Origin of the sequence: Streptomyces nogalater (assembly GCF_039532885.1) — a bacterium.
GTDB lineage: Bacteria > Actinomycetota > Actinomycetes > Streptomycetales > Streptomycetaceae > Streptomyces > Streptomyces nogalater.
Genome location: NZ_BAAASM010000070.1, coordinates 1 through 26,364 on the forward strand (window position 1 = coordinate 1; position 26,364 = coordinate 26,364).

At 73.8% G+C, this 26,364-nt stretch carries 23 protein-coding genes and 1 pseudogene; 7 read left to right on the forward strand and 17 right to left on the reverse strand.

The window, feature by feature from the left end; translation table 11 throughout:
• The 3 genes from ABD350_RS34795 to ABD350_RS34805 all read right to left on the reverse strand — a co-directional run.
• A partial coding sequence (locus ABD350_RS34795) for an aminotransferase class III-fold pyridoxal phosphate-dependent enzyme (protein ID WP_344353089.1) occupies nucleotides 1-448 on the reverse strand: 448 nt, incomplete at its 3' end.
• A gap of 14 nt (nucleotides 449-462) precedes the next feature.
• Nucleotides 463-981: a diaminobutyrate acetyltransferase gene (gene ectA, locus ABD350_RS34800; RefSeq protein ID WP_344353090.1), complete on the reverse strand. Its 519-nt coding sequence runs from the start codon at nucleotides 979-981 to the stop codon at nucleotides 463-465.
• Nucleotides 982-1,305: 324 nt separating this feature from the next.
• Nucleotides 1,306-2,406: a pyridoxal-phosphate-dependent aminotransferase family protein gene (locus ABD350_RS34805; RefSeq protein WP_344353161.1), complete on the reverse strand. Its 1,101-nt coding sequence runs from the start codon at nucleotides 2,404-2,406 to the stop codon at nucleotides 1,306-1,308.
• A gap of 137 nt (nucleotides 2,407-2,543) precedes the next feature.
• Between ABD350_RS34805 and ABD350_RS34810 the strand changes: the two genes are divergently transcribed.
• The 5 genes from ABD350_RS34810 to ABD350_RS34830 all read left to right on the forward strand — a co-directional run bounded on the left by ABD350_RS34810 (nucleotide 2,544) and on the right by ABD350_RS34830 (nucleotide 7,165).
• The gene (locus ABD350_RS34810) at nucleotides 2,544-3,392 is read left to right on the forward strand and encodes a transporter substrate-binding domain-containing protein (protein ID WP_344353091.1); all 849 of its coding nucleotides are present in this window, start codon (nucleotides 2,544-2,546) and stop codon (nucleotides 3,390-3,392) included.
• On the forward strand, nucleotides 3,389-4,222 hold the full coding sequence (locus tag ABD350_RS34815; protein WP_344353092.1) for an amino acid ABC transporter permease: 834 nt from the start codon (nucleotides 3,389-3,391) through the stop codon (nucleotides 4,220-4,222). The genes ABD350_RS34810 and ABD350_RS34815 overlap by 4 nt, the downstream gene beginning before the upstream one ends.
• Nucleotides 4,219-5,013, forward strand: a complete 795-nt coding sequence (locus tag ABD350_RS34820; protein WP_344353093.1) for an amino acid ABC transporter ATP-binding protein — start codon at nucleotides 4,219-4,221, stop codon at nucleotides 5,011-5,013. The genes ABD350_RS34815 and ABD350_RS34820 overlap by 4 nt, the downstream gene beginning before the upstream one ends.
• A gap of 18 nt (nucleotides 5,014-5,031) precedes the next feature.
• Nucleotides 5,032-6,123: an amidohydrolase family protein gene (locus ABD350_RS34825; protein WP_344353094.1), complete on the forward strand. Its 1,092-nt coding sequence runs from the start codon at nucleotides 5,032-5,034 to the stop codon at nucleotides 6,121-6,123.
• Nucleotides 6,124-6,256: 133 nt separating this feature from the next.
• Nucleotides 6,257-7,165 (forward strand): SCO1860 family LAETG-anchored protein, encoded by a 909-nt coding sequence (locus ABD350_RS34830; protein ID WP_344353095.1) that lies wholly within the window; start codon nucleotides 6,257-6,259, stop codon nucleotides 7,163-7,165.
• A gap of 28 nt (nucleotides 7,166-7,193) precedes the next feature.
• Here the strand turns inward: ABD350_RS34830 and ABD350_RS34835 are convergent, their stop codons facing one another.
• Nucleotides 7,194-7,790, reverse strand: a complete 597-nt coding sequence (locus tag ABD350_RS34835; RefSeq protein WP_344353096.1) for an NADPH-dependent FMN reductase — start codon at nucleotides 7,788-7,790, stop codon at nucleotides 7,194-7,196.
• A 113-nt stretch (nucleotides 7,791-7,903) separates the two neighbouring features.
• Between ABD350_RS34835 and ABD350_RS34840 the strand changes: the two genes are divergently transcribed.
• On the forward strand, nucleotides 7,904-8,734 hold the full coding sequence (locus ABD350_RS34840; protein ID WP_344353097.1) for a helix-turn-helix domain-containing protein: 831 nt from the start codon (nucleotides 7,904-7,906) through the stop codon (nucleotides 8,732-8,734).
• Between the two features lie 28 nt (nucleotides 8,735-8,762).
• Here the strand turns inward: ABD350_RS34840 and cobC are convergent, their stop codons facing one another.
• The 6 genes and pseudogenes from cobC to cobM all read right to left on the reverse strand — a co-directional run bounded on the left by cobC (nucleotide 8,763) and on the right by cobM (nucleotide 14,666).
• On the reverse strand, nucleotides 8,763-9,836 hold the full coding sequence (gene cobC, locus ABD350_RS34845) for an Rv2231c family histidinol phosphate aminotransferase CobC (protein WP_344353098.1): 1,074 nt from the start codon (nucleotides 9,834-9,836) through the stop codon (nucleotides 8,763-8,765).
• Nucleotides 9,826-10,743, reverse strand: a complete 918-nt coding sequence (locus tag ABD350_RS34850) for a sirohydrochlorin chelatase (protein WP_344353099.1) — start codon at nucleotides 10,741-10,743, stop codon at nucleotides 9,826-9,828. The genes cobC and ABD350_RS34850 overlap by 11 nt, the downstream gene beginning before the upstream one ends.
• Nucleotides 10,740-10,934 (reverse strand): annotated as a pseudogene (locus tag ABD350_RS34855) (precorrin-8X methylmutase); the annotation flags it as partial. The gene ABD350_RS34850 and the pseudogene ABD350_RS34855, both read right to left, overlap by 4 nt.
• Before the next feature lie 14 nt (nucleotides 10,935-10,948).
• Nucleotides 10,949-12,619 (reverse strand): precorrin-3B C(17)-methyltransferase, encoded by a 1,671-nt coding sequence (gene cobJ, locus ABD350_RS34860; RefSeq protein WP_344353101.1) that lies wholly within the window; start codon nucleotides 12,617-12,619, stop codon nucleotides 10,949-10,951.
• Nucleotides 12,616-13,851 (reverse strand): precorrin-6y C5,15-methyltransferase (decarboxylating) subunit CbiE, encoded by a 1,236-nt coding sequence (gene cbiE, locus ABD350_RS34865; RefSeq protein WP_344353102.1) that lies wholly within the window; start codon nucleotides 13,849-13,851, stop codon nucleotides 12,616-12,618. Before cbiE ends, cobJ begins: the two co-directional genes overlap by 4 nt.
• The gene (gene cobM / locus ABD350_RS34870; protein ID WP_344353103.1) at nucleotides 13,848-14,666 is read right to left on the reverse strand and encodes a precorrin-4 C(11)-methyltransferase; all 819 of its coding nucleotides are present in this window, start codon (nucleotides 14,664-14,666) and stop codon (nucleotides 13,848-13,850) included. The genes cbiE and cobM overlap by 4 nt, the downstream gene beginning before the upstream one ends.
• Nucleotides 14,667-14,748: 82 nt before the next feature.
• Here cobM and ABD350_RS34875 point away from each other — a divergent pair, with 82 nt between their 5' ends.
• Entirely contained in the window at nucleotides 14,749-15,492 is a 744-nt protein-coding gene (locus ABD350_RS34875) for a ZIP family metal transporter (RefSeq protein ID WP_344353104.1), read from the forward strand.
• An 11-nt stretch (nucleotides 15,493-15,503) separates the two neighbouring features.
• Here the strand turns inward: ABD350_RS34875 and cobI are convergent, their stop codons facing one another.
• The 7 genes from cobI to ABD350_RS34910 are packed head-to-tail and all read right to left on the reverse strand — an operon-like array spanning nucleotide 15,504 to nucleotide 26,270.
• Entirely contained in the window at nucleotides 15,504-16,235 is a 732-nt protein-coding gene (gene cobI / locus ABD350_RS34880) for a precorrin-2 C(20)-methyltransferase (protein ID WP_344353105.1), read from the reverse strand.
• Nucleotides 16,232-17,581, reverse strand: coding sequence for a cobyrinic acid a,c-diamide synthase CobB (locus ABD350_RS34885; protein WP_344353106.1), 1,350 nt, complete (start codon nucleotides 17,579-17,581; stop codon nucleotides 16,232-16,234). The genes cobI and ABD350_RS34885 overlap by 4 nt, the downstream gene beginning before the upstream one ends.
• Nucleotides 17,578-18,186, reverse strand: coding sequence for a cob(I)yrinic acid a,c-diamide adenosyltransferase (cobO, locus tag ABD350_RS34890; RefSeq protein WP_344353107.1), 609 nt, complete (start codon nucleotides 18,184-18,186; stop codon nucleotides 17,578-17,580). Before cobO ends, ABD350_RS34885 begins: the two co-directional genes overlap by 4 nt.
• Nucleotides 18,186-20,177, reverse strand: coding sequence for a putative cobaltochelatase (locus ABD350_RS34895; RefSeq protein WP_344353108.1), 1,992 nt, complete (start codon nucleotides 20,175-20,177; stop codon nucleotides 18,186-18,188). Before ABD350_RS34895 ends, cobO begins: the two co-directional genes overlap by 1 nt.
• Nucleotides 20,174-23,824 carry a cobaltochelatase subunit CobN gene (gene cobN / locus ABD350_RS34900; protein WP_344353109.1) on the reverse strand — a complete coding sequence of 1,217 codons (3,651 nt, stop codon included), beginning with the start codon at nucleotides 23,822-23,824 and terminating at the stop codon, nucleotides 20,174-20,176. The genes ABD350_RS34895 and cobN overlap by 4 nt, the downstream gene beginning before the upstream one ends.
• A complete protein-coding gene (locus ABD350_RS34905; protein ID WP_344353110.1) occupies nucleotides 23,821-25,329 on the reverse strand; it encodes a cobyric acid synthase in 1,509 nt (502 codons plus the stop codon). Before ABD350_RS34905 ends, cobN begins: the two co-directional genes overlap by 4 nt.
• Nucleotides 25,326-26,270, reverse strand: coding sequence for a cobalamin biosynthesis protein (locus ABD350_RS34910; RefSeq protein ID WP_344353111.1), 945 nt, complete (start codon nucleotides 26,268-26,270; stop codon nucleotides 25,326-25,328). Before ABD350_RS34910 ends, ABD350_RS34905 begins: the two co-directional genes overlap by 4 nt.
• Between the last annotated feature and the right edge of the window lie 94 nt (nucleotides 26,271-26,364).

Genomic DNA, 26,364 nt, shown 5'->3' on the forward strand with positions numbered 1-26,364 from the left:
AGCCCAGCGACATGCCGTGGAAGGCGTTGGTGAACGACACGACCGCCTCGCGGCCCTTCACCTTGCGGGCCAGCTTCAGGGCGGACTCCACCGCGTTGGTGCCCGTCGGCCCCGGGAACATCACCTTGTACGGCAGATCCCGCGGGCGCAGCACCAGGTCCTGGAAGGCGCGCAGGAAGGTCCGCTTGGCCGTGGTCGACATGTCCAGGCCGTGGGTGACGCCGTCCCGCTCCAGATAGTCGAGCAGCGCCCGTTTCAGTACCGGGTTGTTGTGGCCGTAGTTGAGTGATCCGGCGCCGGCGAAGAAGTCCAGGTAGGCATGGCCGTCCTCGTCGTACATCCGGCTGCCCTGGGCCCGGTCGAAGACGGTGGGCCAGCCGCGGCAGTAGCTGCGTACCTCGGATTCGAGGGTCTCGAACACGCTCAGGTCGGGCTGGGTGATGGTCACGGTGGATTCGCTCCTCAGTGGGCGGTGGACGCGGTCAACGGGCCGATGCGGTAAAGGACTTCGGGGTCGTGCGAGCCGCCCGGGAACAGGTCGGCGGGGAACAGCACCTCGCGGGTGACCCGTGCGCCGTGCCGCTCGGCGAACGAGGTGAACAGGCGCTCGGAGGCGGTGTTGCCGGGGGTGATGGTGGTCTCCAGCTCGGTGATGCCGTGCGAGGCGGTCAGGCGCGCGGTCAGTCCGTCCAGCAGCCTGGCGGCGATGCCGTAGCCCCGGTGGGCGGCGTCGACGGCCACCTGCCAGACGAGCAGGGTGCGGGGGCGGCCGGGCCGCAGGTAACCGGTGACGAAGCCGACCGGCTCCCCGTCCGCACCACGGGCCACCACCGAGGTGCCGGCGAAGTCCCGGCACCACAGCAGATAGCTGTAGGAGGAGTTGAGGTCGAGGGTTTTCGATTCCTTGGCGATGCGCCAGAGCGCGGCTCCGTCGCTGGTCGCCGGACGTTCGATGAGCAGGTCTGCGGGTGCGGCGGTCATGCGGCACGAATTTAGCGAGGTGAATTCGAAAACGCACGGGAGTCGGTGCGAGGTGTCCTCGACGCCTAGGTGATATGTCCGCAATGACCCCAGGAAAATCGGGACAAACTTCCTTGGTTGTGGAGTGTGTCACAGCCCGAAATGCGCGGGAAACCCGCCGGAAAACTTCCCCGTTTAGCCCTGCAAAAAGCGGGCAGAAGAAGATGGGAAGCTATCGTCCGGCGAATTGGCGGGAATTGTGAAAATGAAATGGAGTGGGTTTCGATAACGTCCGGGCATAAAAAAGTTCCCGGGAGCCGGGCCCCCGGGAACAGCGAACGGCGCCTAGCGCCAGGCGTCCTCCGCGGCCCGGCGGGCGGCGGCCGGATCGACCGTCAGGCCCCGCTCCGCGAGCGCCGCGCCCAGCGCCGCCAGCGAGCCCTGCACCGCGCCCGGCGTCGCGTCCCGCCCGTAGTGGTTGAGCCGGATCATCTCCTTGGCCAGCGCCCCGCCGCCGGCCGCCAGCGGCAGCGCCGGATCGCTCCGCAGGGCCCGCGCCACCACCTCCGACGCCACCACGCCGGACGGCACCCGCAGCGTCGTGGCGACCGGCGCCGCGTCCCGCTCCCGGTGCACATACGGCTCCAGGCCCCCGCCCAGCGCCACCGCGCCGGCCCGCGCGGCCCGCGCCGCGCGGGCGTGCCGGTCCATCACCGTCCGGAGCCCCTCCGACTCGATCCGCTCCAGGCACGCCTCGAGCGCCAGCATCTCCAGCTGGGCCGGCGCGTGCGGCAGCGCCCTGCGGCCGGCGTCGATCCAGCGCTCCTTCCAGTCCAGCAGGGACAGATAGGAGCGGCGCGGGGCGCCGGGGTTGGCGGCCATCCGGGCCCACGCCCGCTCGCTCACCGAGATCGCCGACACCCCCGCCGGGCCGCCCATGGCCTTCTGCGCCCCGATCACGCACAGGTCCACACCCCAGGCGTCCGGCAGCACCGGCTCCGCGCCCACGGAGGCCACCGCGTCCAGATAGAAGAGGGCACCCTGCTCCCGTACCGCCTCGCCGATCTCCGCGACCGGGTTGGTGTTGCCGGTCGCCGCCTCGGCGTGCACCAGCGACACGAAGTCGATCTCCGGGTGCTCGGCGAACGCCTCCCGGATCCGCTCCGCGGTCACCGCCGTGTGGAAGGGGACGGCGAGGTCGTGCACGGTGGCGCCGGCGTCCCGCAGCCAGTCGCCGAAGGTCTGGCCGTACGGACCCGTGATCACGTTCAGGGCCACCGTGCCCGGGCCGGCCGCCGAGCGGATCGCGCCCTCCAGCGGCAGCAGCGCCTCGCCCTGGGTGATCAGGACATCCTGCCGGGTGTCCAGCAGCCGGGCCACGCCGTCCTCGATGGCGGCGAAGCGCTCGGCACCGAGCGGGGGCAGATCGAGGAAGGGGTGGGTCACGGCGTGCTCTCTCTTCATACGGACGTCGATTCCCTCGATCTTAGGTGCAATGGCCCCGTTACCATGGGTTTGATTTGAGGGACTCAAACTTTTCCTTATAATCGGAACCCAATGTTCCCTACCGGGAGATTCCCCCCATGACAACGCTCCTCGGACGCCGGACCCGCGCTCTGGCAGCCATCACCGTGACGGCCGGGCTCGCGCTCGTGGCCGGCTGCTCCTCGGACGACGGCGGGGGGAGCGGCAAGACCACCGTCAAGGGCGTCCACCTGGCCAAGGCGGGGCAGCTGACCACCTGCACCCACCTCCCGTACCCGCCGTTCCAGTCGGAGGTCGACGGCAAGGTGCAGGGCTTCGACGTCGCCCTGATCGACCTCGTCGCCAAGGACCTCGGTGTCGAGCAGAACATCCGCGACACGCCCTTCGAGAACTTCAAGACCGGCGCCTTCCTGAACTCCGGGGAATGCGACCTGGCCGCCGCCGGCATGACCATCACCGACGAGCGGAAGAAGAACGTCGATTTCTCCGACCCGTACTTCGAGGCCACCCAGGCCGTCCTCGTCGACAAGGACAGCGGGATCACCTCACTCGCCGACGTGAAGGCCAAGGGCAGGAAGCTCGGCGCCCAGGCGCAGACCACCGGCGAGGACTACGCCAAGGAGAAGGGCTACGACCCGGTCTCCTTCGAGTCCTCCGACGCGGTCCTCAACGGCCTGCGCACCGGCCAGGTCAAGGCCGTCGTCATCGACTACCCGGTGGTCCAGGGCTGGCTGAAGGACAAGGCCACCGCGGACAAGTTCAAGGTGGTCGACAACCTCAAGACCGGTGAGCAGTACGGCTTCACCGTCAAGAAGGGCAACACGGCGCTGCGCGACGCCATCAACAAGGCCCTCAAGCAGGCCAAGGCCGACGGCACCTACAAGAAGATCTACGAGAAGTGGATCGGCCCGTACGACGCCTCCGTAGCGTCTCCCGCCGCCTCATGACCGATACGGACACCACTCTCCAGCCGAAGAAGAAGGGACTGACCCGGCGGCAGAAGCGCGCCGTGTCGCGGGGCGCGCAGTACGCCGTCTTCGCCGCCGCCGTGGTCGCCTTCGCGGTCACGGCCGACTGGGGCCGGCTGCGCAACCAGTTCGCCCAGGCCGACATCGCCGAGCAGATGTTCCCGGACGTCATCACGCTGGCGCTGAAGAACACCGTGCTGTACACGCTGTCCGGCTTCGTGGTCGGGCTGGTCCTCGGCATGGTCATCGCGCTGATGCGGCTGTCCTCCGTGGGCCCCTACCGGTGGCTGGCGGGCATCTACATCGAGATCTTCCGCGGCCTGCCCGCCCTGCTGATCTTCATCTTCGTCGGCGTGGCCGTGCCCCTCGCGTTCCCCGGCACGGAGATCCCCGGCGGCACCTACGGCAAGGTCGCCCTCGCGCTCGGCCTGGTCTCCGCCGCCTACATGGCCGAGACCATCCGAGCCGGCATCCAGGCCGTACCCAAGGGACAGATGGAGGCGGCCCGTTCGCTCGGTTTCTCGCCGGCGAAGGCCATGATCTCGATCATCATCCCGCAGGCGTTCCGGATCATCCTGCCGCCGCTGACCAACGAACTCGTCCTGCTGTTCAAGGACTCCTCGCTGGTGCTGTTCCTCGGCGTCACCCTGGAGGAGCGCGAACTGTCCAAGTTCGGCCGGGACCTGGCCAGCACGACCGCCAACTCCACGCCGATCCTGGTCGCGGGCCTGTGCTACCTGCTGGTCACCATCCCGCTCAGCTTCGTCGTCCGCCGTATGGAGACCAAGGCCCAGGAGGCGATCCGGTGAGCCGTCCGGAGATCGAAGTCCGCGGGCTGCACAAGTCCTTCGGCGACAACGAGGTGCTGCGCGGCATCGACCTGGAGATCGGCCAGGGCGAGGTCGTCTGTGTCATCGGTCCCTCCGGGTCCGGCAAGTCGACGCTGTTGCGCTGTGTGAACCTGCTGGAGGAGCCCACCAAGGGCCGGGTCTTCGTCGGCGGCACCGAGGTGACCGACCCGGACGTCGACATCGACGCCGTACGCCGCCGTATCGGCATGGTCTTCCAGCAGTTCAACCTCTTCCCGCACCTGAGCGTCACCGAGAACCTCGCGCTGCCCCAGCGCCGGGTGCTCGGGCGGGACAAGGCGACCGCCGCGCGGATCGCCGCCGAGAACCTGGCCCGGGTCGGCCTGTCCGAGAAGGCGGACGCCTATCCGTCCTCCCTCTCCGGCGGCCAGCAGCAGCGCGTCGCCATCGCCCGCGCGCTCGCCATGGGCCCCGAGGTGATGCTCTTCGACGAGCCGACCTCCGCGCTCGACCCCGAGCTGGTCGGCGATGTCCTCGCCGTCATGCGCATGCTCGCCCGGGAGGGCATGACGATGATGGTCGTCACCCACGAGATGACCTTCGCCCGCGAGGTCGCCGACCGGGTCGTCTTCATGGACGGCGGGGTGATCGTCGAGGACGGCAGCCCCGAGCGGGTCATCGGCGACCCGCGCCACGAACGCACCCGGCACTTCCTGTCCCGGCTGCTGGACCCGGCGATGGCCGAGGTGGAGGAGGAGACCTCCGACCAGGTGGGCAAGGTGGAGCCGTAGGCCGTTAGGGTGCGGTGCATGAGCGATGGCGCCGTACTGCACGTGAAGGGACGGGTGCTGGCCGGCCCGGACGACGTCCGGGACGAGCTGTGGGTGGTCGGGGGCCGTATCTCCTACGACCGCCCCGCCGGCGCCCGCGACATCCGGACCGTCACCGGCTGGGCCCTGCCCGGCCTGGTCGACGCGCACTGCCATGTGGGCCTGGACGCGCACGGCCCGGTCGACGCCGAGACCGCCGAGAAGCAGGCGCTCACCGACCGGGACGCGGGCACCCTGCTGATCAGGGACGCCGGCTCGCCCTCCGACACCCGCTGGATCGACGACCGCGCCGACCTGCCGAAGATCATCCGGGCGGGCCGGCACATCGCCCGCACCCGCCGCTACATCCGCAACTACGCCTGGGAGATCGAACCGGACGACCTCGTCGCCTACGTCGCCCAGGAGGCCCGGCGCGGCGACGGCTGGGTCAAGCTGGTCGGCGACTGGATCGACCGCGACCTCGGCGACCTCGCGCCCTGCTGGCCCCGCGAGGCGGTGGAGGCGGCCATCGCCGAGGCCCACCGGCTCGGCGCGCGCGTCACCGCGCACTGCTTCGCGGAGAGCTCGCTGCGCGACCTGGTCGAGGCGGGCATCGACTGCGTCGAGCACGCGACCGGGCTCGGCGAGGACCTGATCCCGCTGTTCGCCGAGCGGGGCGTCGCCATCGTGCCCACCCTCGTCAACATCGCCACCTTCCCCGGGCTCGCGGAGGGCGGCGAGACGAAGTTCCCCCGCTGGTCCGCCCATATGCGCCGGCTGCACGAGCGGCGCTACGACACCGTGCGCGGCGCCTACGACGCCGGCATCCCGGTCTTCGTCGGCACGGACGCCGGCGGCTCGCTGGCCCACGGTCTGGTCGCCGAGGAGGTCGCCGAACTGGTCACCGCCGGCATCCCGCCCCTCGCGGCCCTGTCGGCGACGACCTGGGGGGCCCGCGCCTGGCTCGGCCGGCCCGGACTGGAGGAGGGCGCCCCCGCCGACCTGGTGGTGTACGAGTCCGATCCCCGGGCCGACGTACGGGTGCTGGCGGCGCCGCGCCGGGTGGTGCTGAACGGGCGGGTCGTCGAGTAGCCGGGCCCCCGATTCGAATCACCGTGCGGGGTATTCACGTTCGGGTGAAGTGACCCCGGAACGCTGACCGTTCACCCACACCGGGGACAAGGTTGACGGGTCCCAAGTACTTTCCTCTGGGGGTCCCACCGCCTTGAACAGCAACAACTTCCGCATGCCCGCGCGCCGTTCGGCCGCCCTCGCGACGGCCGCCGCCCTCACCGCGATGCCCGTGGTCCTGGGCGCGGGCACCGCGCACGCGACCACCGGCCACGGCCGCGCCTCCGCCGTCGCGCTGCGCACCGCGCTCGACGTGTCCCTGCTGAACAAGACCGTGAACGTCCCGCTCGCGGTCTCCCTCAACGAGGTCCAGGCACCGCGCAGCGCGGACCGCACGGCGCTGTCCGTCCGGCTCGACGGCGTCGACGGCGGCAAACCGTTCACCGTGCTCGGCGCGGACGTCGCCGAGTCGAAGGCCACGGCCACCACCCGGCGCGCCGAGGGCTCGGTCCGCATCGCCCACGCCCGGCTGCACGTCCCCGGGCTGCCGCTGCTGTCCCTGATCGAGGCGGAAACGGTCACCGCCCGGGCCACGTGCGAAGCCGGCAAGGCACCCACCGCCGAGGCGAACGTCCTCGGCACCGTCACCGTCCTCGGCAAGCGCGTCACCCTCACCGCCGGCGGCCCCGTCGAGGTGAAGGTGCCCGGCGTCGGCGAGGTCCGCCTCGACCTGTCCCGGCACACCACGACGACCCGCACGGCCGCCGCGACCGCCCTCGGACTGAAGGTCTCCGTCAACCCGCTGAAGCTCAACGTCGCCGAGGTCGAGGGCACGCTGACCCTGGCCGGGGCCACCTGCGAGTCCCCGACGGCCCCGCCCACCGCCAAGCCGGTCCCCGGCCACGACCCGGCCGCCGGCACCCGCCCCCAGGGCGCCCCGTCGCAGGCCAACCTCGCGGAGACCGGCGGCGACTCGACCACCGCCTACATCGCGGGCGGCGCGCTGGCGCTGCTGCTGGCGGGCGGAGGAGCGCTGACCCTGGCCCGCCGCAGGAAGCACTGACGGCTCCGGCCGCTCCCCGCCGCGCGGGTCACCCCGGGTAGGGAGCGGCCTCCCGGCCCGCTCGCAGGGTGTTCGTCCACCAGAACAGCTGGTCCAGCAGGGTCCTGGCATACCTGGGGGCCTCGGGGTCGAGGGGGCGGCCGTCCTGCCAGGCGGTGTAGCAGTTCGGGAAGGACAGCCCGTCGCGGACGGTCACCGCGTGGAGTTCGGTCAGCACGTTCTCCAGGTGCAGTACGGCGTGCCGGCCGCCGGCCGCGCCGCCGTAGCTGACGAAGGCGACGGGCTTCGCCGTCCACTGGGTGAAGTGCCAGTCGACGGCCGCCTTGAGGGAGGCGGGGTAGCTGTGGTTGTACTCCGGGGTGACGATGACGAACGCGTCGGCGTCCCCCAGGGCCGAGGTGAGCGCGGCCATTCCGGCGGGGCGGGGGTAGTCGGCGCCGGCGTGCTTCGGCGAGGCGGCGGGGAGCGCCAGCGGGAGGTCGACATCGGCCAGGTCGACGACGTCCACCTCGAAGCCGCCGTGGGCGCGGGCCTGTCCGGCCACCCACGCACCCACGACCGGGCCGAACCGGCCCTCCCGGACGCTTCCCACGATGATCAGCAGCTTGTGCGCGGTGTTCTCCATGGCCCCCACCCTCGGCCGCCCCGCACCCGGTAACCAGGCCGGGCCCAGGCTGGCCCCCGCAGGGCCACGCCGAGCCCTCCACCCGCCGCGGGCGGCCGCTCTATCCTCGCCGCATGGGGACACCACTGGGGGACTTCGTCCGGGCCAAGCGCGACAGCATCCAGCCGGAGACGCTGGGGCTGCCGGAGCGGGGCCGCCGCCGGTCGCCGGGCCTGCGCCGGCTGGACCTGGCCGCACGGGCCGGCATCAGCGTGGAGTACCTGACCCGGATCGAACAAGGCCGGGACCGCAACCCCTCGGTGGCGGTGGTGGGCGCCCTCGCCGACGCACTCGGCCTCGATCCGGCCGAACGCGACCACCTGCGCTACCTCGCGAAGATCACCGGCGGCGAGTGCACCGCCCACACCCGTGCGGCACCGGCCCGCCGGGACGTCCGCCCCTCGGTCCTGCGGACCCTGCGCCTGCTGGAGCCGGGCATCGCGGTGGTGACGAACCGGCTGGGCGACATCCTCGCCCGCACCGGCGGCTACGAGACACTGGCCGAGGGCACCGGACTGCTGGACGGCGATGCCCCGAACCTCACCCGGTACGTCTTCACCGACCCGCGCGCCCGCGCCTTCTTCGCCGACTGGGACGCCGTCGCCGACGAGCAGGCCTTCGACCTGTCGCTCGGCGCGTCCGCCGAGAACTCGCAACGGCTGACCGCCGAACTGGCCACCGTGGCGGGCCCCGAGCTCACCCGCCGCCTGAACCGGCACGTGGTCCCCCGGCGGGGCACGCTCCGGCTGAACCACCCCACCGGGCACGGACTCCGGCTCCTCCGCGAGACGCTGGACCTCACGGGGGACGCCCAGCAGCTGGTGGTGTTCCTGCCGGCGGACGACGAGACGGCCCGGACATGCGAGCGACTCCGGGAACGCCCGAGGCTGAGGGCGATCTCGTAACGGAACACCCTCAGCCGGTACGGCCCGCTCAGCCGCCAGGGGCGAGCGCGGCCGACAGCGCCCGAAGGAACCCGTTCACCGTCGCCCGGTCCCGCACGGCAAGCCGCACCCAGTCCTCCCCGAGCCCGGGGAACGTGTCCCCGCGCCGCACCGCGTAGCCGAGGTCGCGCAACCGCCGCCGTACCCCGGCCGCGCCCGGCATCCGCACCAGCACGAACGGCCCCTCCGCGGGCTCCGCCACCCGCACACCGCGGGAGGCGAGGGAACGCAGCCCGGCCACCAGATGCGCCCGGTCGCCCGCGATGCGGTGGGCGGCGTGGCCCGCCTCGGCCAGGGCCCGGGGGGTCACGCACGCCCGCGCCGCGGCCAGGGCCGGGGTCGACACCGGCCACAGCGGCTGGGCCCGCTCCAGCTCCGCGATGATCTCCGGGGAGGCGAGCACATAGCCGATGCGCAGGCCGGCCAGACCCCAGGTCTTCGTCAGGCTGCGCAGCACGACGAGCCCGGGCACGTCGGTGCGGCCGGCCAGGGACTCCCGCTCGCCCGGGACCGCGTCCATGAACGCCTCGTCCACCACCAGCGTCCGGCCGGGCCGGGCGAGCCCGGCGACCGTCCGCGCCGGGTGCAGGACCGACGTCGGATTGGTGGGGTTGCCGATCACCACCAGGTCGGCGTCCTCCGGGACGGCCGGCGGATCCAGCCGGAACCCGTCCCGCTCCCGCAGCAGCACCCGGTCCACGCTGTGCCCGGCGTCCCGCAGCGCCGCCTCCGGCTCCGTGAACTGCGGATGCACGACCACCGGCCGGCGCACCTTCAGCGCGCGGGCCAGCAGGACGAACGCCTCCGCGGCCCCCGCCGTCAGCAGCACCCGCTCCACCGGCAGCCCGTGCCGCCCGGCCACCGCCGCCCGCGCGGCCCGCCCGTCCGGGTAGGCCGCGAGGGAGGACAGCGAGGCGGCGATCTCCTCCCGCAGCCACGACGGGGGCGTGTCCGCCCGGACATTGACGGCGAGGTCGGTCAACCCCGCCCCGGCGTCGCGGACCTCGGCGTCCCCGTGGTGCCGCAGGTCCGGCTCCGGGGCGTCCGTCGGCTCAGTGCGCATGGCTGTGCGAGTGGCCCCCGTGATGGTGGTGCCCGTGCCCGTGGTGGTGTCCGTCGTCGTCCGGGTGGAAGTGCGGCTGCTGCGGCAGCCCCACCTTGTCCTCGAACCCCGGCAGCGCGATCCGGTACACGCACGAGTCGCAGTTCATCCGCAGATCGCCCTTGACGGCCTCCTCGTACCGCTCCATCACCAGGTCCAGCAGTTCCGGCTCGGGCCCGATGACATCGGCCGACCGCACGTCCAGCTCCGGGTGCGCCGCGGCCCACTGTGTCGTCTGCTGCCGCACCCGGTCCGGCAGGATCCCGGTGAACAGGAAGTACGGCAGGACGACGATCCGCTTCGCCCCCAGCGCCGCGCACCGGTCCAGGCCGCTCGGCACGTCCGGCGCGGCCAGCGACACGAACGCCGTCTCCACCCCGGCGTACCCGCGGCCCTCCCACAGCAGCCGCGCCGCCTTGAACACCTCGGCGTTGGCGTCGGGGTCGGTGGAGCCGCGCCCGACCAGCAGCACGGTCACGTCCGCGCGGTCGGCGCCGTCCAGCACCTCGGCCAGCCGCCGCTCCAGCACGCTCAGCAGCGCCGGGTGCGGGCCCAGCGGGCGGCCGTAGGTGTAGGAGATGCCCGGGTGCCGCTCCTTCTCGCGGGCCAGCGCGGCCGGGATGTCGCCCTTGGCGTGCCCGGCGGACACCAGCATCAGCGGCACCGCGGCGAACCGGCGCACGCCCTGCCCGACCAGTTCGGCGACGGCCTCGCCGAGCGGCGGCGGGGACAGCTCGATGAAGCCGCCCGCGACGGGCAGACCGGGGTGGCGGCGCCCGAGTTCCCGGACGAAGTCGCGGAACGCCTCGGCACCGGCGTCGTCACGGGTGCCGTGGCCGGCGATGAGCAGGGCGGGCGGGGTGGTCACGAGATCTCCTCGGAGTGTGAAACGGGGTGGTACGGCAGGGCGTCGAGCGCGGCGGACGCGACCGCCGGCCCGCCTTTGTCGGACGCGTCGCGCACGGCGGGCAGCCCGCTCCCGCGCGACACGGCCCCGGACTCGACCGCGCCGGCGAAGCCGACCGGCAGTCCGACGGCGAGCGCCGGGGCGGCGTCCGGGTGGACGACACGGTTCACCGCGGCTCCTCCTGCCAGCGGTAGCCGCGCGGGGTCACCATGCGCCCCGCGATGATCCGGGTGGCCGTGTTGCCGACGGTGACGACCGTCATCATGTCGACGGCCGCCGGATCCAGCGCGGCCAGCGTGGTGACCCGGCTGGACTCGTCCGGCCGGGACGCGTTGCGTACGACACCGACGGGCGTCGCCGGCTCCCGGTGCCCGGCGAGGATCGCCAGGGCCTTGGGCAGCTGCCAGTCGCGGCCCCGGGAGCGCGGGTTGTAGAAGGTGACGACCAGGTCCGCCTCGGCCGCCGCCTGCACCCGCCGCTCGATGACCTCCCACGGCGTGTGCAGGTCGGACAGGCTGATGGACACGTGGTCGTGGCCCAGCGGCGCGCCCAGGATCGCCCCGGCGGCCAGCGCCGCCGTCACCCCGGGCACCCCCACCACGTCGATGTCGTCCGACGCCTCCGCGAGCGCCGGGGAGGCCATGGCGTACACGCCCGCGTCCCCGCTGCCGATCAGCGCCACCGCGTGCCCCTGACGTGCCTGGGCGACCGCCGTCCGCGCCCGCTCCTCCTCCGCGCCGAGACCCGACTGGAGCACCCGGGTGCCCGGCCGCAGCAGATCGCGGATCTGGTCCACGTACTGGTCCAGTCCGACCAGCACCGAGGCGCGCCGCAGCTCGGCCGCCGCACGCGGAGTGAGCAGATCCCGGGCACCCGGCCCGAGCCCGACCACCGCGAGCCGCCCGCGCGCCGGACGCCGTACCACCGCACAGGTCGCCATCGCCGACTTCCGCTTCGGCACGAGGAGTTCACCACCGCGCAGCAGGGCGGCGGCCTCGGCGACCGACGGCGTACCGACCGCGGCGAGCGGGGCCGCGGACGGGTTCGGCACCGACACGGCCGCCAGCTCCTCGGCGGAGTACGTCACCAGGGGCACCCCGAGCCGCTCGGCGGCGGCCACGATGCCCGGCTCCCCGGCCTTGGCGTCCACGGTGGCCAGCTCGGCGACCGACCGCGCCGTGAGCCCCGCCTCCCGCAGCGCCCCCGCCACCAGAGCGAGAATCTCCTCGGCCGGCGCGCCCTTGGACGCACCGACCCCGACCACCAGCGACGGCGGGCGCAGCAGCACCTCCCGCTCGCCCGGCACGGCATCCCGGTCGGTGACCCGGATCGTGTACGCCCCCTCGGCCGCGACCGGCAGCGGCGGCAGCGGCCACGCCACCTCCGCCGCCAGCGCCACCGGCTCCCCGTCCAGCAGCGCCCGGGACACCGCAGCCACCGCACCCTCGTACGGCAGCCCCAGCGCGTCCAGACCCGGCAGCCCCACGGCGTCCGTCGCCGTCGTCACCACCGGCTCCGCGCCCAGCAACGCGCCCACCTCACGGGCGAGTCCGTTGGCGCCGCCACCGTGCCCGCCGAGCAGCGACACCGCGAACCGGCCGCCCTCGTCCACACACACCACACCCGGATCGGCCGCCTTGCCGGCCAGCAGCGGCGCCAGCAGCCGTACCACCGCTCCCGTCGCCAGGAAGCACACCAGCTGCTCGCACTCGGCGAACGCGGCCCGCACCGCCTCCTTGACGGGACCCTCGTACACCCGGGTGCGGTCCGGCCAGGCCGCGGCCAGCCGGTCCCGCGCCGCCGCCCCCGCCGCGGTGGCGGAAATCAGGCCGATCACTGGTCAACTCCTTCACTAGACACCGGGGTTCTCACGCCCCACAGCACAAACACCGGATTGGTCGCCGCCAGCCGGGTCACATCCCCCGGCAGCGGCGTAAGACGCGACGACTGCAACAGCACCCCGTCGCAGGCGAACCCGGCCTCCGTCAGCGCCGCGCGCGCCGCCGGCACCCGGTCCAGCGCGGCCATCGCCACCACGACCGTCCGCCGCGCGCGCCGCGCGCACGCGGCGACCACGGCCGGCAGTTCCCGGCCTCCGCCGCCGACGAACACCGCGTCCGGATCGTCCGCCAGCCCCGCCAGGGCCTCAGGCGCCGGACCGTGCACCACGTCCACGGCCACGCCGTGGGCGCGCGCGTTGGCCCGGATCCGCCCGACCGCGTCGGCCGCCTTCTCGACGGCGACCACGGCCGCGCCGAGCCGCGCGCACTCCACCCCGACCGACCCCGACCCGGCACCCACGTCCCACACCAGGTCACCCAGGCGCGGCCCCAGCCGGGCCAGGGCCAGCGCCCGCACCTCGAACTTCGTGATCATCGAGTCCCGGTGCGCGAACGCGTCCTCCGCCAGCGCCCACCGCTCCGGAGCCCCGGGCACCCCCGCGACCGTCCGCACCGCGCCGAGCGCCCGCGCCTCGTCCAGGCACAGCACCACGCTCACCGCCGTACCCCAGTCCCGGGCCGCCGCCTCGGCGGCCGTCACCCGCTCCACGCGCTCCCGCTCCGGATCGCCGAGCGCGCTCGCCACGACCAGGGTCCGGTCCCCGGGGAGCGCGGCCCCCAGCTCGGCCGGTCCGGCCCCCGGACCGGTCAGCACCGCCACCTTCGGCCGCGCCCGGCACACGTTCACCGCCGTGCGCAGCTCCCGGCCGTGCGCGCTGACCACGACCGCGTCGTCCCAGGGCAGCCCGATCCGGGCGAACGCCGTCGCCACCGAGGACACCCCCGGCCGCACGTCCAGCAGCCCGGCACCGAACCGCTCGGCCAGCGCCCGCACGATCCCGAAGAACCCCGGGTCCCCGGAGGCCAGCACCACCACCGGCAGCCCCTCGCCGACGTACTCCGCGACAGCGTCCAGCGCGGGCGCCAGCGGCCCCAGTACGATGCGCCGGGCCCCCTCGGGCAGCCGTACGGCGTCCAGGTGCCGCCGCCCGCCGACCACCAGCGCGGCCCCGGCGAGCAGGTCCGGGTCGGCCGGCGCCCCGGTCCCCGTACCGACGACCGTGATCAACTCTTCGCCCTCTGCTCCCGCAGCGCCCGCCGCGCCTCCGGGTCGGCCTTGCGGTAGCCGTGGAAGTGCCCCGGGTGGTACAGGTGCGAGCGGGTGCCGTGCGCGTCCAGCGCCGGACCGACCAGGAACAGCGTGTGCTTCCAGAGCTTGTGCTCCTTGACCGTCTCCTCCAGCGTGCCGATCGTGCACCTCACGACCAGTTCCTCCGGCCAGGTCGCCTGATAGGCGACCACCACCGGGGTGGACGTGGGATAGCCGCCCTCCAGCAGCTCCCGCACCAGCTGCCCGCTGCGCGCCGCCGACAGGAAGACCGCCATGGTGGTGCCGTGCCGGGCGAACTCGCGCACCTCCTCGCCGGGCGGCATCGGCGTCTTGCCGCCGCCCAGCCGGGTCAGCACCACGGACTGCGCGACCTCCGGGATCGTCAGCTCCCGCTGCGCGAGCGCGGCCACCGCGGAGAACGACGACACGCCCGGCACGACCTCGGTGGCGATGCCGATCTCCCGGCAGCGGTCCAGCTGCTCCTGCGTACCGCCCCACAGCGCCGGGTCGCCGGAGTGGATCCGGGCCACCCTCAGCCCCTCCTCGAACGCACGTCGGTACACCGCGACGACGTCCTCCAGCGACATGGCCGCCGAGTCCAGGATCTCGGCCCCCTCGCGCGCGTGGTCGAGGACCTCCGCCTGGACCAGGCTCGCGGCCCAGATCACGACATCGGCCTCGGCGATGGCCCGCGCGGCACGGAACGTCAGCAGATCGGCGGCGCCGGGGCCGGCACCGACGAAGGTCACCTTGCCGGTGGTGGCATCGGCCATGGAAATAGGTCCTCTCCTACGAGTACTGCGGTGGCTGCCGTCGGACGTGCGGGAACACGGGTGGATCCGATAGCAAGGGCGTATGGCGGTCTTCGTCGCGCTCGGCGCGTTCCTGATGACGCTGGCCGGCGGCTGGACGGCACAGCATGTGACCGACCGCCGCCATCTGGTGCTGGGCCTGGCCGGCGGGCTGATGCTCGGCGTGGTCGGCCTGGACCTGCTGCCGGAGGCCCTGAGGGCGGCGGACACCGAGATCCACGGCGTGCCGGCCGCCCTGCTGCTGTTCGTGGCCGGCTTCCTCCTCGCCCATCTGGTGGAACGCCTGCTGGCGGCCCGCCGCGCCGCGCACGGGGCGGTCGAGCACGGGGCGGCCGGGCCCCGCCACCGCAGCCCCGAGGTGGGCCTGACCGCGGCGGCGGCGATGGTGGGGCACAGCCTGATGGACGGCGTGGCGATCGGCGCGTCCTTCCAGGTGGGCGGCGGTATGGGCACCGCGGTCGCGCTCGCCGTCATCGCCCACGACTTCGCGGACGGCTTCAACACCTTCACCCTCACCCGCCTGTACGGCAACGCCCGCCGCAAGGCCCTCGCCATGCTCTTCGCGGACGCCGTCGCCCCCGTCGCCGGAGCCGCCGCCTCCACGTTCCTCACGATCCCCGAGGGCGCCCTCGGCGGCTATCTCGCCCTGTTCGGCGGCGCCCTGCTCTACCTCGCCGCGGCCGAGATCCTCCCCGAGGCCCACCACGAGCACCCCGCCCGCTCCACACTGCTGTGCACGGTCGCGGGCGCCGCGTTCATCTGGCTGGTGGTGGGCTTCACCGGATGACCCGGACGGTCTCACAGCTTCCCGCCCCGGCCGCCGTCCCGCCGCGGCGGCGCGATCAGCGTCGACAGATACGGCAGCGGCGACCCGTCCAGTTCGGCGGCCGGCCGCACCGACTCCTCCGGCAGCCCCAGCGCCGAACCCCACACGGCGTCCGCGAGCCGGCCGGTCTCCCGCAGCGCCTCGGCGACCTCACCGGCCTGCCGCCCGAACTTGTACGCCACCACCGTGCCCGGCCCGGCCAGCGCCTCCTTCAGCACGGCCGCCCCGGCCGTCACCGGCACCAGGGTCAGCGGCTCCGTGCCCTCCGTCAGCACCGCCCCGGACCGCGCCGCGAGATCCTGCATCGCCGTGATCCCCGGCACCGTCTCCACGACCACACCGGGCACCAGCTCCACCAGGGTCTGCGCCAGATAGGTGAACGTCGAGTACACGTTCGGGTCACCGATGGTGGCGAACGCGACGCACGCGTGCGCCTCCAGCAGCTCGGCCACCCGCCGCCCCGCCGCGTCCCAGGCCGCCTCCCGGCGCGCCCGGTCGGTCCGCTCGTTCAGCGCGAACACCACCCGCACGATCTTCTCCGCGGGCACGTAGTGCGCCACGGTCGCCTCGGCCCGCCCGCGCTCCCCGGTATCCATGACGGGCACCACGACGACATCGGCCGCCCGCAGGGCGTTGACCCCCTTGACCGTCACCAGCTCCGGATCACCGGGACCCACCCCGACTCCGACCAGCCTGCTGCTCATGACGTCCGGCACCTCTCCACGAACCGACGGGCCACACCGGGCTCGGACGCCCAGTGCGTGTGCAGATAACTCGCGTGCACGCCCTGCTGTACGAAACCTTCCACCCGCCGGACCGGGGCCGTGACCCCCCAGGCGGGAGCGGCACCGGCGCCCGGCTCCACGACCGTGCGGTGGAACTCGTGCCCCCGCATCCGGGTCCCGGCCACCGCCAGCGCGCTGTCGCCGACGGCCACGGCGTCCCGGTAGCCGAGCGTCAGCCGCTCACTCATCCGCGCGGTGGCGTGCAGCACGCCGCACATCGGCCTCCCGTCCAACTCCCGGCACAGGTACAGCAGTCCGGCACACTCGGCGGCCACGGGGGCGCCGGAGAGGGCCAGTTCGGCGACGGCCGCGCGCAACGGCTCGTTGGCGGACAGCTCGGCGGCGTACACCTCGGGGAAACCACCGCCGACGACCAGACCGGCGGTACCTTCCGGCAGCCGCTCGTCCCGCAGCGGGTCGAAGGTGACGACCTCGGCTCCGGCGGCGGCGAGCAGCTCGGTGTGCTCGGCGTAGGAGAAGGTGAAGGCGGGCCCGCCGGCCACGGCGACCACCGCACCCTCCCGCGCCGTGCCGACGGGCGGCTCCCAGGGCGCGTCCGGCAGCGCACCCGCACTGCTCGCCAGCCGCGACAGGGCGTCGAGATCGCATCCCCGCTCGACCTGCGCGGCCATCGCCGCGACCGCGTCGAGCGCGTCGGCCCGCCGCTCGGCGACCGGCACCAGCCCCAGGTGCCGGGACGGCGTATCCACCCGGGGCACCCGCCGCAGCACACCCAGCACAGGCACCCCGGCCGAATCCAGCGCCTCCCGCAGCAGCTCCTCGTGCCGGTCGGAGCCCACCTTGTTCAGGATCACGCCCCCGACCCGCACCTCCGGGTCCCAGGAAGCGAACCCGTGCACCAGTGCCGCCACCGACCGCGACTGCGAGGACGCGTCGACCACCAGCACCACCGGCGCCCGCAGCAGTTTCGCCACATGCGCGGTGGACGCCAGCTCGCCCTGCCCGGCCGCCCCGTCGTACAGCCCCATCACACCCTCGACCACGGCCAGGTCGCACCCCCGCGCCCCGTGCAGGAACAGCGGAGCGACCAGCTCCGGCCCGCACAGGTACGCGTCCAGGTTGCGCCCCGGGCGCCCGGTCGCGAGCGCGTGGTACCCCGGGTCGATGTAGTCCGGCCCGACCTTGTGCGGGGACACGGCGAGCCCCCGCGCGGCGAACGCGGCCATCAGCCCCGTGGCGACGGTGGTCTTGCCGCTGCCCGAGGAGGGCGCGGCGACGACCAGCCGAGGCACCGACGATGTCACCACTCGATGCCCTTCTGGCCCTTCTGACCCACGTCCATGGGGTGCTTGACCTTGGTCATGTCGGTGACGAGATCGGCGAAGTCCACCAGCTGCCGCGGCGCGTTCCGCCCGGTGATCACCACATGCTGGGTGCCGGGCCGGTTCCGCAGCACCTCGACCACCTCGTCGGTGTCCACCCAGCCCCAGTGCATCGGGTACGCGAACTCGTCCAGCACGTACAGCCGGTACGTCTCGGCGGCCAGGTCCCGCTTGACCTGCTCCCAGCCCTCGCGGGCCTTCTCCTCGTTGGTCGCGTTGTCACCCTGGAGGTCCCGCTGGACCCAGGACCAGCCCTCGCCCATCTTGTGCCAGGCGACCGTGCCGCCCTCACCGGAGGCACCGAGCACGCGCAGCGCGTTCTCCTCGCCGACCTTCCACTTCGCCGACTTGACGAACTGGAACACCCCGATGGGCCACCCCTGGTTCCAGGCGCGCAGCGCGAGCCCGAACGCGGCGGTGGACTTGCCCTTGCCGACGCCCGTGTGCACGACGACCAGCGGACGGTTCCGTCGCTGACGGGTCGTCAGTCCGTCGTCCGGTACGACACTCGGCTGTCCCTGCGGCACTACGCGGCCCTCCTGCCCTGAATTCCCTTCACGAGCCCGGCGATCGAGTCCGCCCGCAGCTCGTCCAGCGTCACCGCCGTACCGCCCAGCTCACCCGCGAGCCGCCCGGCCAGCCCCAGCCGCACCGGCCCCGACTCGCAGTCCACGACCACCGAGGCGACCTGCCCGTCCGCCAGCAGCCGCGCCGCCCGCCCGGCCAGCGCCACCGGCTCGGGCCCACCGGTGGCCCGTCCGTCGGTCACCACGACCACCAGCGGACGCCGCGCCGGGTCCCGCAGCCGCTCCACGCGCAGCACCTCGTGCGCCTTCAGCAGCCCGGCGGCGAGCGGCGTACGGCCACCCGTCGGCAGCGACTCCAGCCGCGCGGCGGCGGCGTCCACGGACGAGGTGGGCGGCAGGGCGACCTCCGCCGAGGTGCCCCGGAAGGTCACCAGCCCCACCTTGTCCCGCCGCTGGTAGGCGTCCAGCAGCAGCGACAGCACGGCACCCTTCACGGCACTCATCCGCTGCCGCGCGGCCATCGACCCGGAGGCGTCGACCACGAACAGCACGAGGTTGCCCTCGCGCCCCTCCCGGGTCGCCTGCCGCAGATCGTCCCGGCGCACGACCAGCCCCGGCCCGGACCGCCCCCGCGCCCGCTGATGCGGCGCGGCGGCCTGCACGGTGGCCGCCAGATGCAGCTTGGTCAGTGTCCCCCGGGGCCGGCGGGCCCCCGTGGTCCGGCCGTGTTCCGTCCGCGCCCGGGACCGCCGCCCGGCGGCGCCCTCCCCGATCCCGGGGACGGTCAGCGCCTTGGTGCGGAAGGGTTCGGCGGCCCGTGCGGCCGACTGCTCGCCCGCGCCGGACGCCTGCGGCTGCCCGTCCTCGCCGGCCTCGGGCCGCGCGGCCTCGCCGCCGTCGCCCTGCGGACCGCCGTCCGGCGCCGGCTGCCCACCGCCGCCTCCGGGACCGTCGGGGTCCGGCTCGTCGTCGCCGTCGTCCCCGGAGTACTGCTCCAGCGTCTCGTCCAGCTTGTCCTCGTCCAGGCCCGGCGCGTCGAACGGGTTGCGCCGCCGCCGGTGCGGCAGCGCGAGCAGCGCCGCCTGCCGCACGTCCTCGGCGAGGACGTCGGTCCGCCCGGCCCACGCGGCCAGCGCGGTCGCGGTCCGCGCCATCACGATGTCGGCACGCATGCCGTCCACCTCGAACGCGGCGCAGGTCGCCGCGATCTGCCGCAGCGCCGCGTCACCGAGCCGCACCTGCGGCAGCAACTCCCGCGCGGCGACGATCCGCTGCCGTACGGCGGCCTCTTCCTGCGCCCACTTCGCGGCGAAGGCGGCGGGGTCGTCGTCGTAGGCGAGCCTGCGCCGGACGACCTCCACCCGCTGGTCCGGCTCCCGCGAGGCGGCGACCTCCACGGTGAGCCCGAACCGGTCGAGCAGCTGCGGCCGCAACTCGCCTTCCTCGGGATTCATGGTCCCGACGAGCAGGAACTTCGCGGCATGCCGCACGGAGACGCCTTCGCGCTCGACGTACGAGGCACCCATCGCGGCCGCGTCCAGCAGCAGGTCGACCAGGTGGTCGTGGAGCAGGTTGACCTCGTCGACGTAGAGGATCCCGCGGTGCGCGTCGGCCAACAGGCCCGGCTCGAAAGCCTTGACGCCCTCCGCGAGTGCCCGCTCGATGTCCAGCGCGCCGACCAGCCGGTCCTCGGAGGCCCCGACGGGCAGCTCGACCATCCGCGCGGGCCGCTCGGTCCCGCCACCGGCCTCGTGCGGCCCGTCCGGGCACTGAGGGTCCGGGGAGGCCGGGTCACAGGAGAAACGGCAGCCGGGGACGACGGCGACCTCGGGCAGCAGCGCCGACAGAGCGCGCACAGCCGTCGACTTGGCGGTGCCCTTCTCGCCGCGCACCAGCACACCGCCGACCGCCGGTGACACGGCGTTCAGCAGCAGCGCGAGCCGCAGATCGTCCTGGCCGACAACGGCCGTAAAAGGAAAGGGGGTTGTCACTGGTCGCCCTCCAGGTCGCCTTCCAGCTCCAGGTACGTGGCGCGCAGCCGCTCCAGCGTGTCCGCGTCCGGCTCCGCCCACAGCCCGCGATCCGCCGCCTCCAGCAGGCGCTCGGTGATGCCGCGCAGCGCCCACGGGTTGGACTTCTTCATGAAGTCCCGGTTCTCCGGATCGAAGACGTACTCGGCACTGAGCTTCTCGTACATCCAGTCGTCCACCACGCCCGCCGTGGCGTCGTAGCCGAACAGGTAGTCCACGGTCGCCGCCATCTCGAAGGCGCCCTTGTAGCCGTGCCGGCGCATGGCCGCCATCCAGCGCGGGTTGACCACCCGCGCCCGGAACACCCGGTGCGTCTCCTCGCCCAGCGTCCGCGTCTTCACCTGGTCCGGTACGGCCGAATCGCCCACGTACGCCTCGGGGTTGGCGCCGGTCAGGTGCCGGACCATGGCGACCATGCCGCCGTGGTACTGGAAGTAGTCGTCGGCGTCGACCAGGTCGTGCTCGCGCGTGTCGACGTTCTTCGCCGCCACCGCGATCCGCTTGAACGCCGTCTCCATGTCCCCGCGCGCCGCCCGCCCGTCGAGCCCGCGGCCGTAGGCGTAGCCGCCCCACACCGCGTACACCTCGGCCAGGTCCGCGTCGCTGCGCCAGTTCCGCGCGTCGATCAGCGGCAGCAGGCCCGCGCCGTACGCGCCCGGCTTGGAGCCGAAGATACGGGCCGTGGCGCGCCGGCGGTCGCCGTGCTCGGCCGCGTCCTGTTCCACGTGCGCCCGCACGTAGTTGGACTCGGCCGGCTCGTCCAGCTCCGCCACCGCCCGGACCGCGTCGTCGATCAGCCCGACCACATGCGGGAACGCGTCCCGGAAAAACCCGGAGATGCGGACCGTGACATCGATGCGAGGACGCCCTAGTTCCGCCAGGGGGATCACCTCGAAGCCGGTCACCCGGCGCGAGGCCTCGTCCCACACCGGGCGGCAGCCCAGCAGCGCCAGGATCTCGGCGATGTCGTCACCCTGGGTGCGCATCGCGGACGTGCCCCACACCGTGAGGCCCACGGACTTCGGGTACGCGCCGGTGTCACCGAGGTACCGCTGCACCAGCGAGTCCGCCAGGGACTGCCCGACCTCCCAGCTCAGCCGGGACGGGATGGCCTTGGGGTCGACCGAGTAGAAGTTCCGGCCCGTCGGCAGGACGTTCACCAGGCCGCGCGTCGGCGACCCGGACGGCCCGGCCGGGATGTAACCGCCGTTCAGGGCCCGCAGGATGTGCCCGATCTCGTCGGTGGTCCGCGCCAGCCGCGGCACGACCTCGTCGCACGCGAACTCCAGCACCGCGACCGCCTCGGGCAGTTCGGCGCCGAGCACGCCCCGCAGGACGGCCGGGACCACCGTACGGTCCCACCCCCGGGCCTCCATGGCCTCCGCGATCCGCCGGCACAGCTGCTCCAGCAGGTCGATGGCGTCGGCGGCCGACCGGGCCGGGCCCTCCACCAGGTCCGTCAGCTCCACCGGCACCTTCACCGGGGCGCCCGGTTCCGCCAGCAACTCCTTCTCCACGAGCCCGAAACGGGCGGCCAGCGAGGCCCGCAGGCCGGGCAGCGCGTTGGCCTTGCCGCCCCACACCTGGGAGGCGCGCAGCACCGCGAGGACGAGGTTGACGCGCGCTTCGCCGACCGGGCCGCCGCCCAGGATGTGCAGGCCGTCGCGGATCTGGACGTCCTTGATCTCGCACAGATAGCCGTCGATGTGCATGACGAACTCGTCGAACTCGTCGTCGTCCGGCTGCTCGTCCACATGCAGGTCGTGGTGCAGCTCCGCCGCCTTGACCAGCGTCCAGATCTGCGCGCGGACGGCCGGGGCCTTCACCGGGTCCAGGTCGCTGACCAGCGCGTACTCGTCGAGGAGCTGTTCCAGCTTGGCCAGGTCGCCATAGGTGTCCGCGCGGGCCATCGGCGGCACCAGGTGGTCGACCACGGTGGCGTGCCCGCGCCGCTTGGCCTGGGTGCCCTCACCGGGGTCGTTGACGATGAACGGGTAGATCAGCGGCAGTTCGCCGAGGACCGCGTCCGGGGCGCAGCCGCGCGACAGCCCGAGCCCCTTGCCCGGGAGCCACTCCATGGTGCCGTGCTTGCCCATGTGCACGATCGCGTCGGCGCCGAAGCTGTTCTCCAGCCAGCGGTAGGCCGCCATGTAGTGGTGGGAGGGCGGCATGTCGGGGTCGTGGTAGATCGCGATCGGGTTCTCGCCGAAGCCGCGCGGCGGCTGGATCATGACGACGACGTTCCCGTACCGGAGCGAGGCCAGCACGATGTCGTCGCCGTCCACGTAGAGGCTGCCCGGCGGTTCGCCCCACGCCTCGGTCATGGCGTCCCGCAGCTCCGGGTCCAGCTTCTCGAACCACGCCCGGTAGTCGGCCAGCGGCACCCGCGCGGGCGCGGCGGCCAGCTGCTCCTCGGTCAGCCACTCCACGTCGTGGCCGCCGGCCTCGATGAGCCGGTGGATCAGCTCGTCGCCGCCGTCCGGGTACTCGGTCAGCGAGTAGCCGGCGTCCCGCAGCGCGTCGAGCACCCGGACGGCCGACGCGGGCGTGTCCAGGCCGACGGCGTTGCCGACCCGGGAGTGCTTGGTCGGGTAGGCCGTGAAGACGAGGGCGACCTTCTTCTCGGCGTTGGGCTTGTGCTTCAGCCGGGCGTGCCGGACGGCGATCCCGGCGACCCGGGCGGCCCGCTCGGGGTCGGCGACGTACACCGGGACGTCGTCGGGGCCCTGTTCCTTGAAGGAGAACGGGACGGTGATCAGCCGGCCGTCGAACTCGGGGATGGCGACCTGCATCGCCGCGTCCATGGGGGACAGGGCGGCGTCGGACTCCTCCCACGCGGCGCGCGAGGAGGTGAGGCACAGCCCTTGCAGGACGGGGACGTCCAGGTCGGCGAGCGCGCCGATGTCCCACGCCTCGTCGTCGCCGCCCGCGGACGCCTGGGAGGCGTGGGCGCCGCCGGCCGCGAGGACGGTGGCCACCAGCGCGTCGGCCCGGCCCAGCAGCTCGTACAGCGCGGGGTCCGCGCCGCGCAGCGAACCGCAGTACACGGGCAGGGCGTTGGCGCCGGCCGCCTCGACGGCCTGGCACAGGGTGTCCACGAAGGCGGTGTTGCCGCTCAGTTCGTGCGCCCGGTAGAACAGCACGCCCACGGTCGGGCGGCCGCCTCGGAGGTCGTAGGCGCCGTGCACGCCGAACTCGGGCATGCGGCGCGGCTCCTCGAAGCCCTCGCCGGTCAGCAGCACGGTGTCCGACAGGAACCGGGACAGCTCCAGCAGGTTCGCGGGGCCGCCCTCGACGAGGTACTTCAGCGCCTCCGCGACCACACCGGCGGGCACCGAGGACTCGGCCATCAGCTCGGCGTCCGGCACGGCCTCGCCGCCCAGCAGCACGGTCGGGATGCCGGACGCCTTCAGCGCGGCCAGCCCGTCCTCCCAGGCCCGCTTGCCGCCCAGCAGCCGTACGACGGCCAGGTCCGCGCCCTCGATCAGGGCCGGGAGCTCCTCGGCGACATCGACCCGGGTGGGGTTGCCGATGCGGTAGCCGGCGCCCGAGGCCCGGGCCGCCAGCAGATCCGTGTCGGCGGTCGACAACAACAACACTGTGCTCATGCGGGCGCTCCCGGTGGAATGAAAGGCAGTCCTTGCGGCGCGCCGGACTCGATGAGCCGCCACAGCGCGTCCGTGTCCGCGTGCTGTTCGATCAGGTCGCCGAGCCGGTCGAGCTGCTCCTCGCGCAGCGCGGCGAAGGAGGTGTCCGGGGCGGGCACGAAGCGGCGGCCCGCGGCGGCGGCCACCTCGCGCAGGAAGGCCCGCCGGAAGCCGTCCGACTCCAGGGAGCCGTGCCAGTGGGTGCCCCAGGTCTGGCCGACGCGGCAGCCGTCGAGGAAGGGTTCGCCGCCCTCGACCGTGGCCACGCCGTGGTGGATCTCGTAGCCGTCGACGGGTTCGCCGAGGGCCTGGCCGGTGGGCCGGGTGAGGGTCTTCTCGCGGGCGAACCGCACCCGCACGGGCAGGATGCCGAGCCCGTCGACGTGTCCCTGACGGCTCTCGACGTCGTCCTCGATGTGCTCGCCGAGGATCTGGAAGCCGCCGCAGATGCCGAGGACGGGGCGGTGTCCGGCGGCCCGGCGCACGAGGGCGTCCGCCAGCCCGCGTTCCCGCAGCCACTGGAGCGCCCGCACGGTGCCGCGGGTGCCGGGGACCACCACGAGGTCGGCGTCGGCCAGTTCCTCCGGCCGGTCCACGAACCGTACGACCACGCCCGGTTCGGCGGCCAGCGCGTCCACGTCGGTGAAGTTGGACATCAGCGGGATCGCGCATACGGCGACCCGCAGCACGTCCTCGCCGACCGGGGGAGTGACGGCGGATTCCCGTACGGTGCCCCGCAGCGAGACCCGCAGTCCGTCCTCCTCGTCGATGCCGAGCCCGTGCCGGAAGGGCAGCACGCCGTAGGTCCGCCGCCCGGTGAGGCCGTGCAGCATCTCCAGGCCGGGTTCCAGCAGGCCGACGTCGCCGCGGAACTTGTTCACCAGGAATCCGGCGACCAGTTCCTGGTCCTCGGGCGAGAGCAGGGCGACCGTGCCGAAGAAGGACGCGAAGACGCCCCCGCGGTCGATGTCGCCCACCACCAGCACCGGCAGCCGCGCGCCCCGCGCGATGCCCATGTTGACGATGTCGGTCCGCCGCAGGTTGATCTCGGCCGGGCTGCCCGCCCCCTCGCAGATCACCGCGTCATACGTGCCCCGCAGTTCGGCCAGGCAGTCCAATACCGTGCCCAGCAGCCGCTGTTGACGTCCGCCGTGGTAGCCGCGCGCGCTCAGCTCGCCCACCGGCTTGCCGAGCAGCACCACCTGGCTGCTCTGCTCGCCGCCGGGCTTGAGCAGCACCGGGTTCATCAGCGCGGTCGGCTCGATCCGGCAGGCCTGGGCCTGCATGGCCTGGGCGCGGCCGATCTCCGCGCCCTCGCGGGTCACGAACGAGTTCAGGGACATGTTCTGCGCCTTGAACGGCGCCACCTTCACGCCCTGGCGGACCAGCCACCGGCAGATCCCGGCCGTCACGACACTCTTGCCGGCGTCCGAGGTGGTGCCGGCCACGAGGAGACCACCGTTCACTTCCCACGTCCCTTCAGGAGTGCGCGCGCGGCGAGTGTGGTGCCGAGGGCGAGCAGGCCGACGCGGCGGGAGAGCCGTACGGCCCGGTCGATGTCGGCGACCCGGACCGGGCGTCCGGTGCCGCCGTTGAGCACGGGCCGGTGTTCGACCCGGCCGCCGTAGGAGAGCGTTCCGCCCAGCCGGACGCCGAGGGCGCCCGCGAACGCGGCCTCCACGGGGCCGGCGTTGGGGCTCGGGTGCTTGCGGGCGTCGGCCTTCCAGGCGCGCAGGGCGCCGCGCGGGTCGGGTCCGGCGACGGTGGCGAGCACGGCGGTGAGCCGGGCGCCCGGCCAGCCGGCGACGTCGTCGAGGCGGGCGGAGGCCCAGCCGTAGCGGCGGTGGCGGGGCGACTTGTGACCGACCATCGCGTCCAGGGTGTTGACGGCCCGGAAGCCGAGCAGCCCCGGCACCCCGGCGACCGCTCCCCACACCAGGGCGCCCACCACGGCGTCGGAGGTGTTCTCGGCGACCGACTCGACCACGGCCCGGGCCATTGCGTCGGCGTCCAGTGCCTGCGGGTCCCGGCCGCACAGATGGGGCAGCCGGGCGCGGGCGGCCTCGACGTCCCCCGCCGCCAGGGCGTGCCCGACGGCGCGGGCCTCGCGGGCGAGCGAGGTGCCGCCGACGACGGCCCAGGTGGCGGCGGCGGTCAGCGCGACGGAGGCGGCAGGGGAGGGGCGTACGGCGCGTGCGGCCAGTGCCCCCAGCGCGACGGCGCCACCGGCGCACACGGCGGTGTGCACGGCGCCCCAGCCGCGGTGGTCGTGCCACAAGGCGCCTTCCACGGCCGTGGCCGCGCGGCCGAACGCGGCGACCGGGTGCCCGCGGCGGGGATCGCCGAGGAGCAGATCGCCGAGGACGCCGGCGGCGGCGCCGTACGCGTATGTGCGGTCGGCACCCATCGGCTCAGCCGGCCGTGGGCACAGGGGTGTTCCCGGTACGGGTCCTTCGGCAGCCGAGCATGGCGATTCGTGTCCTCACTCAGGGTGTCCACGC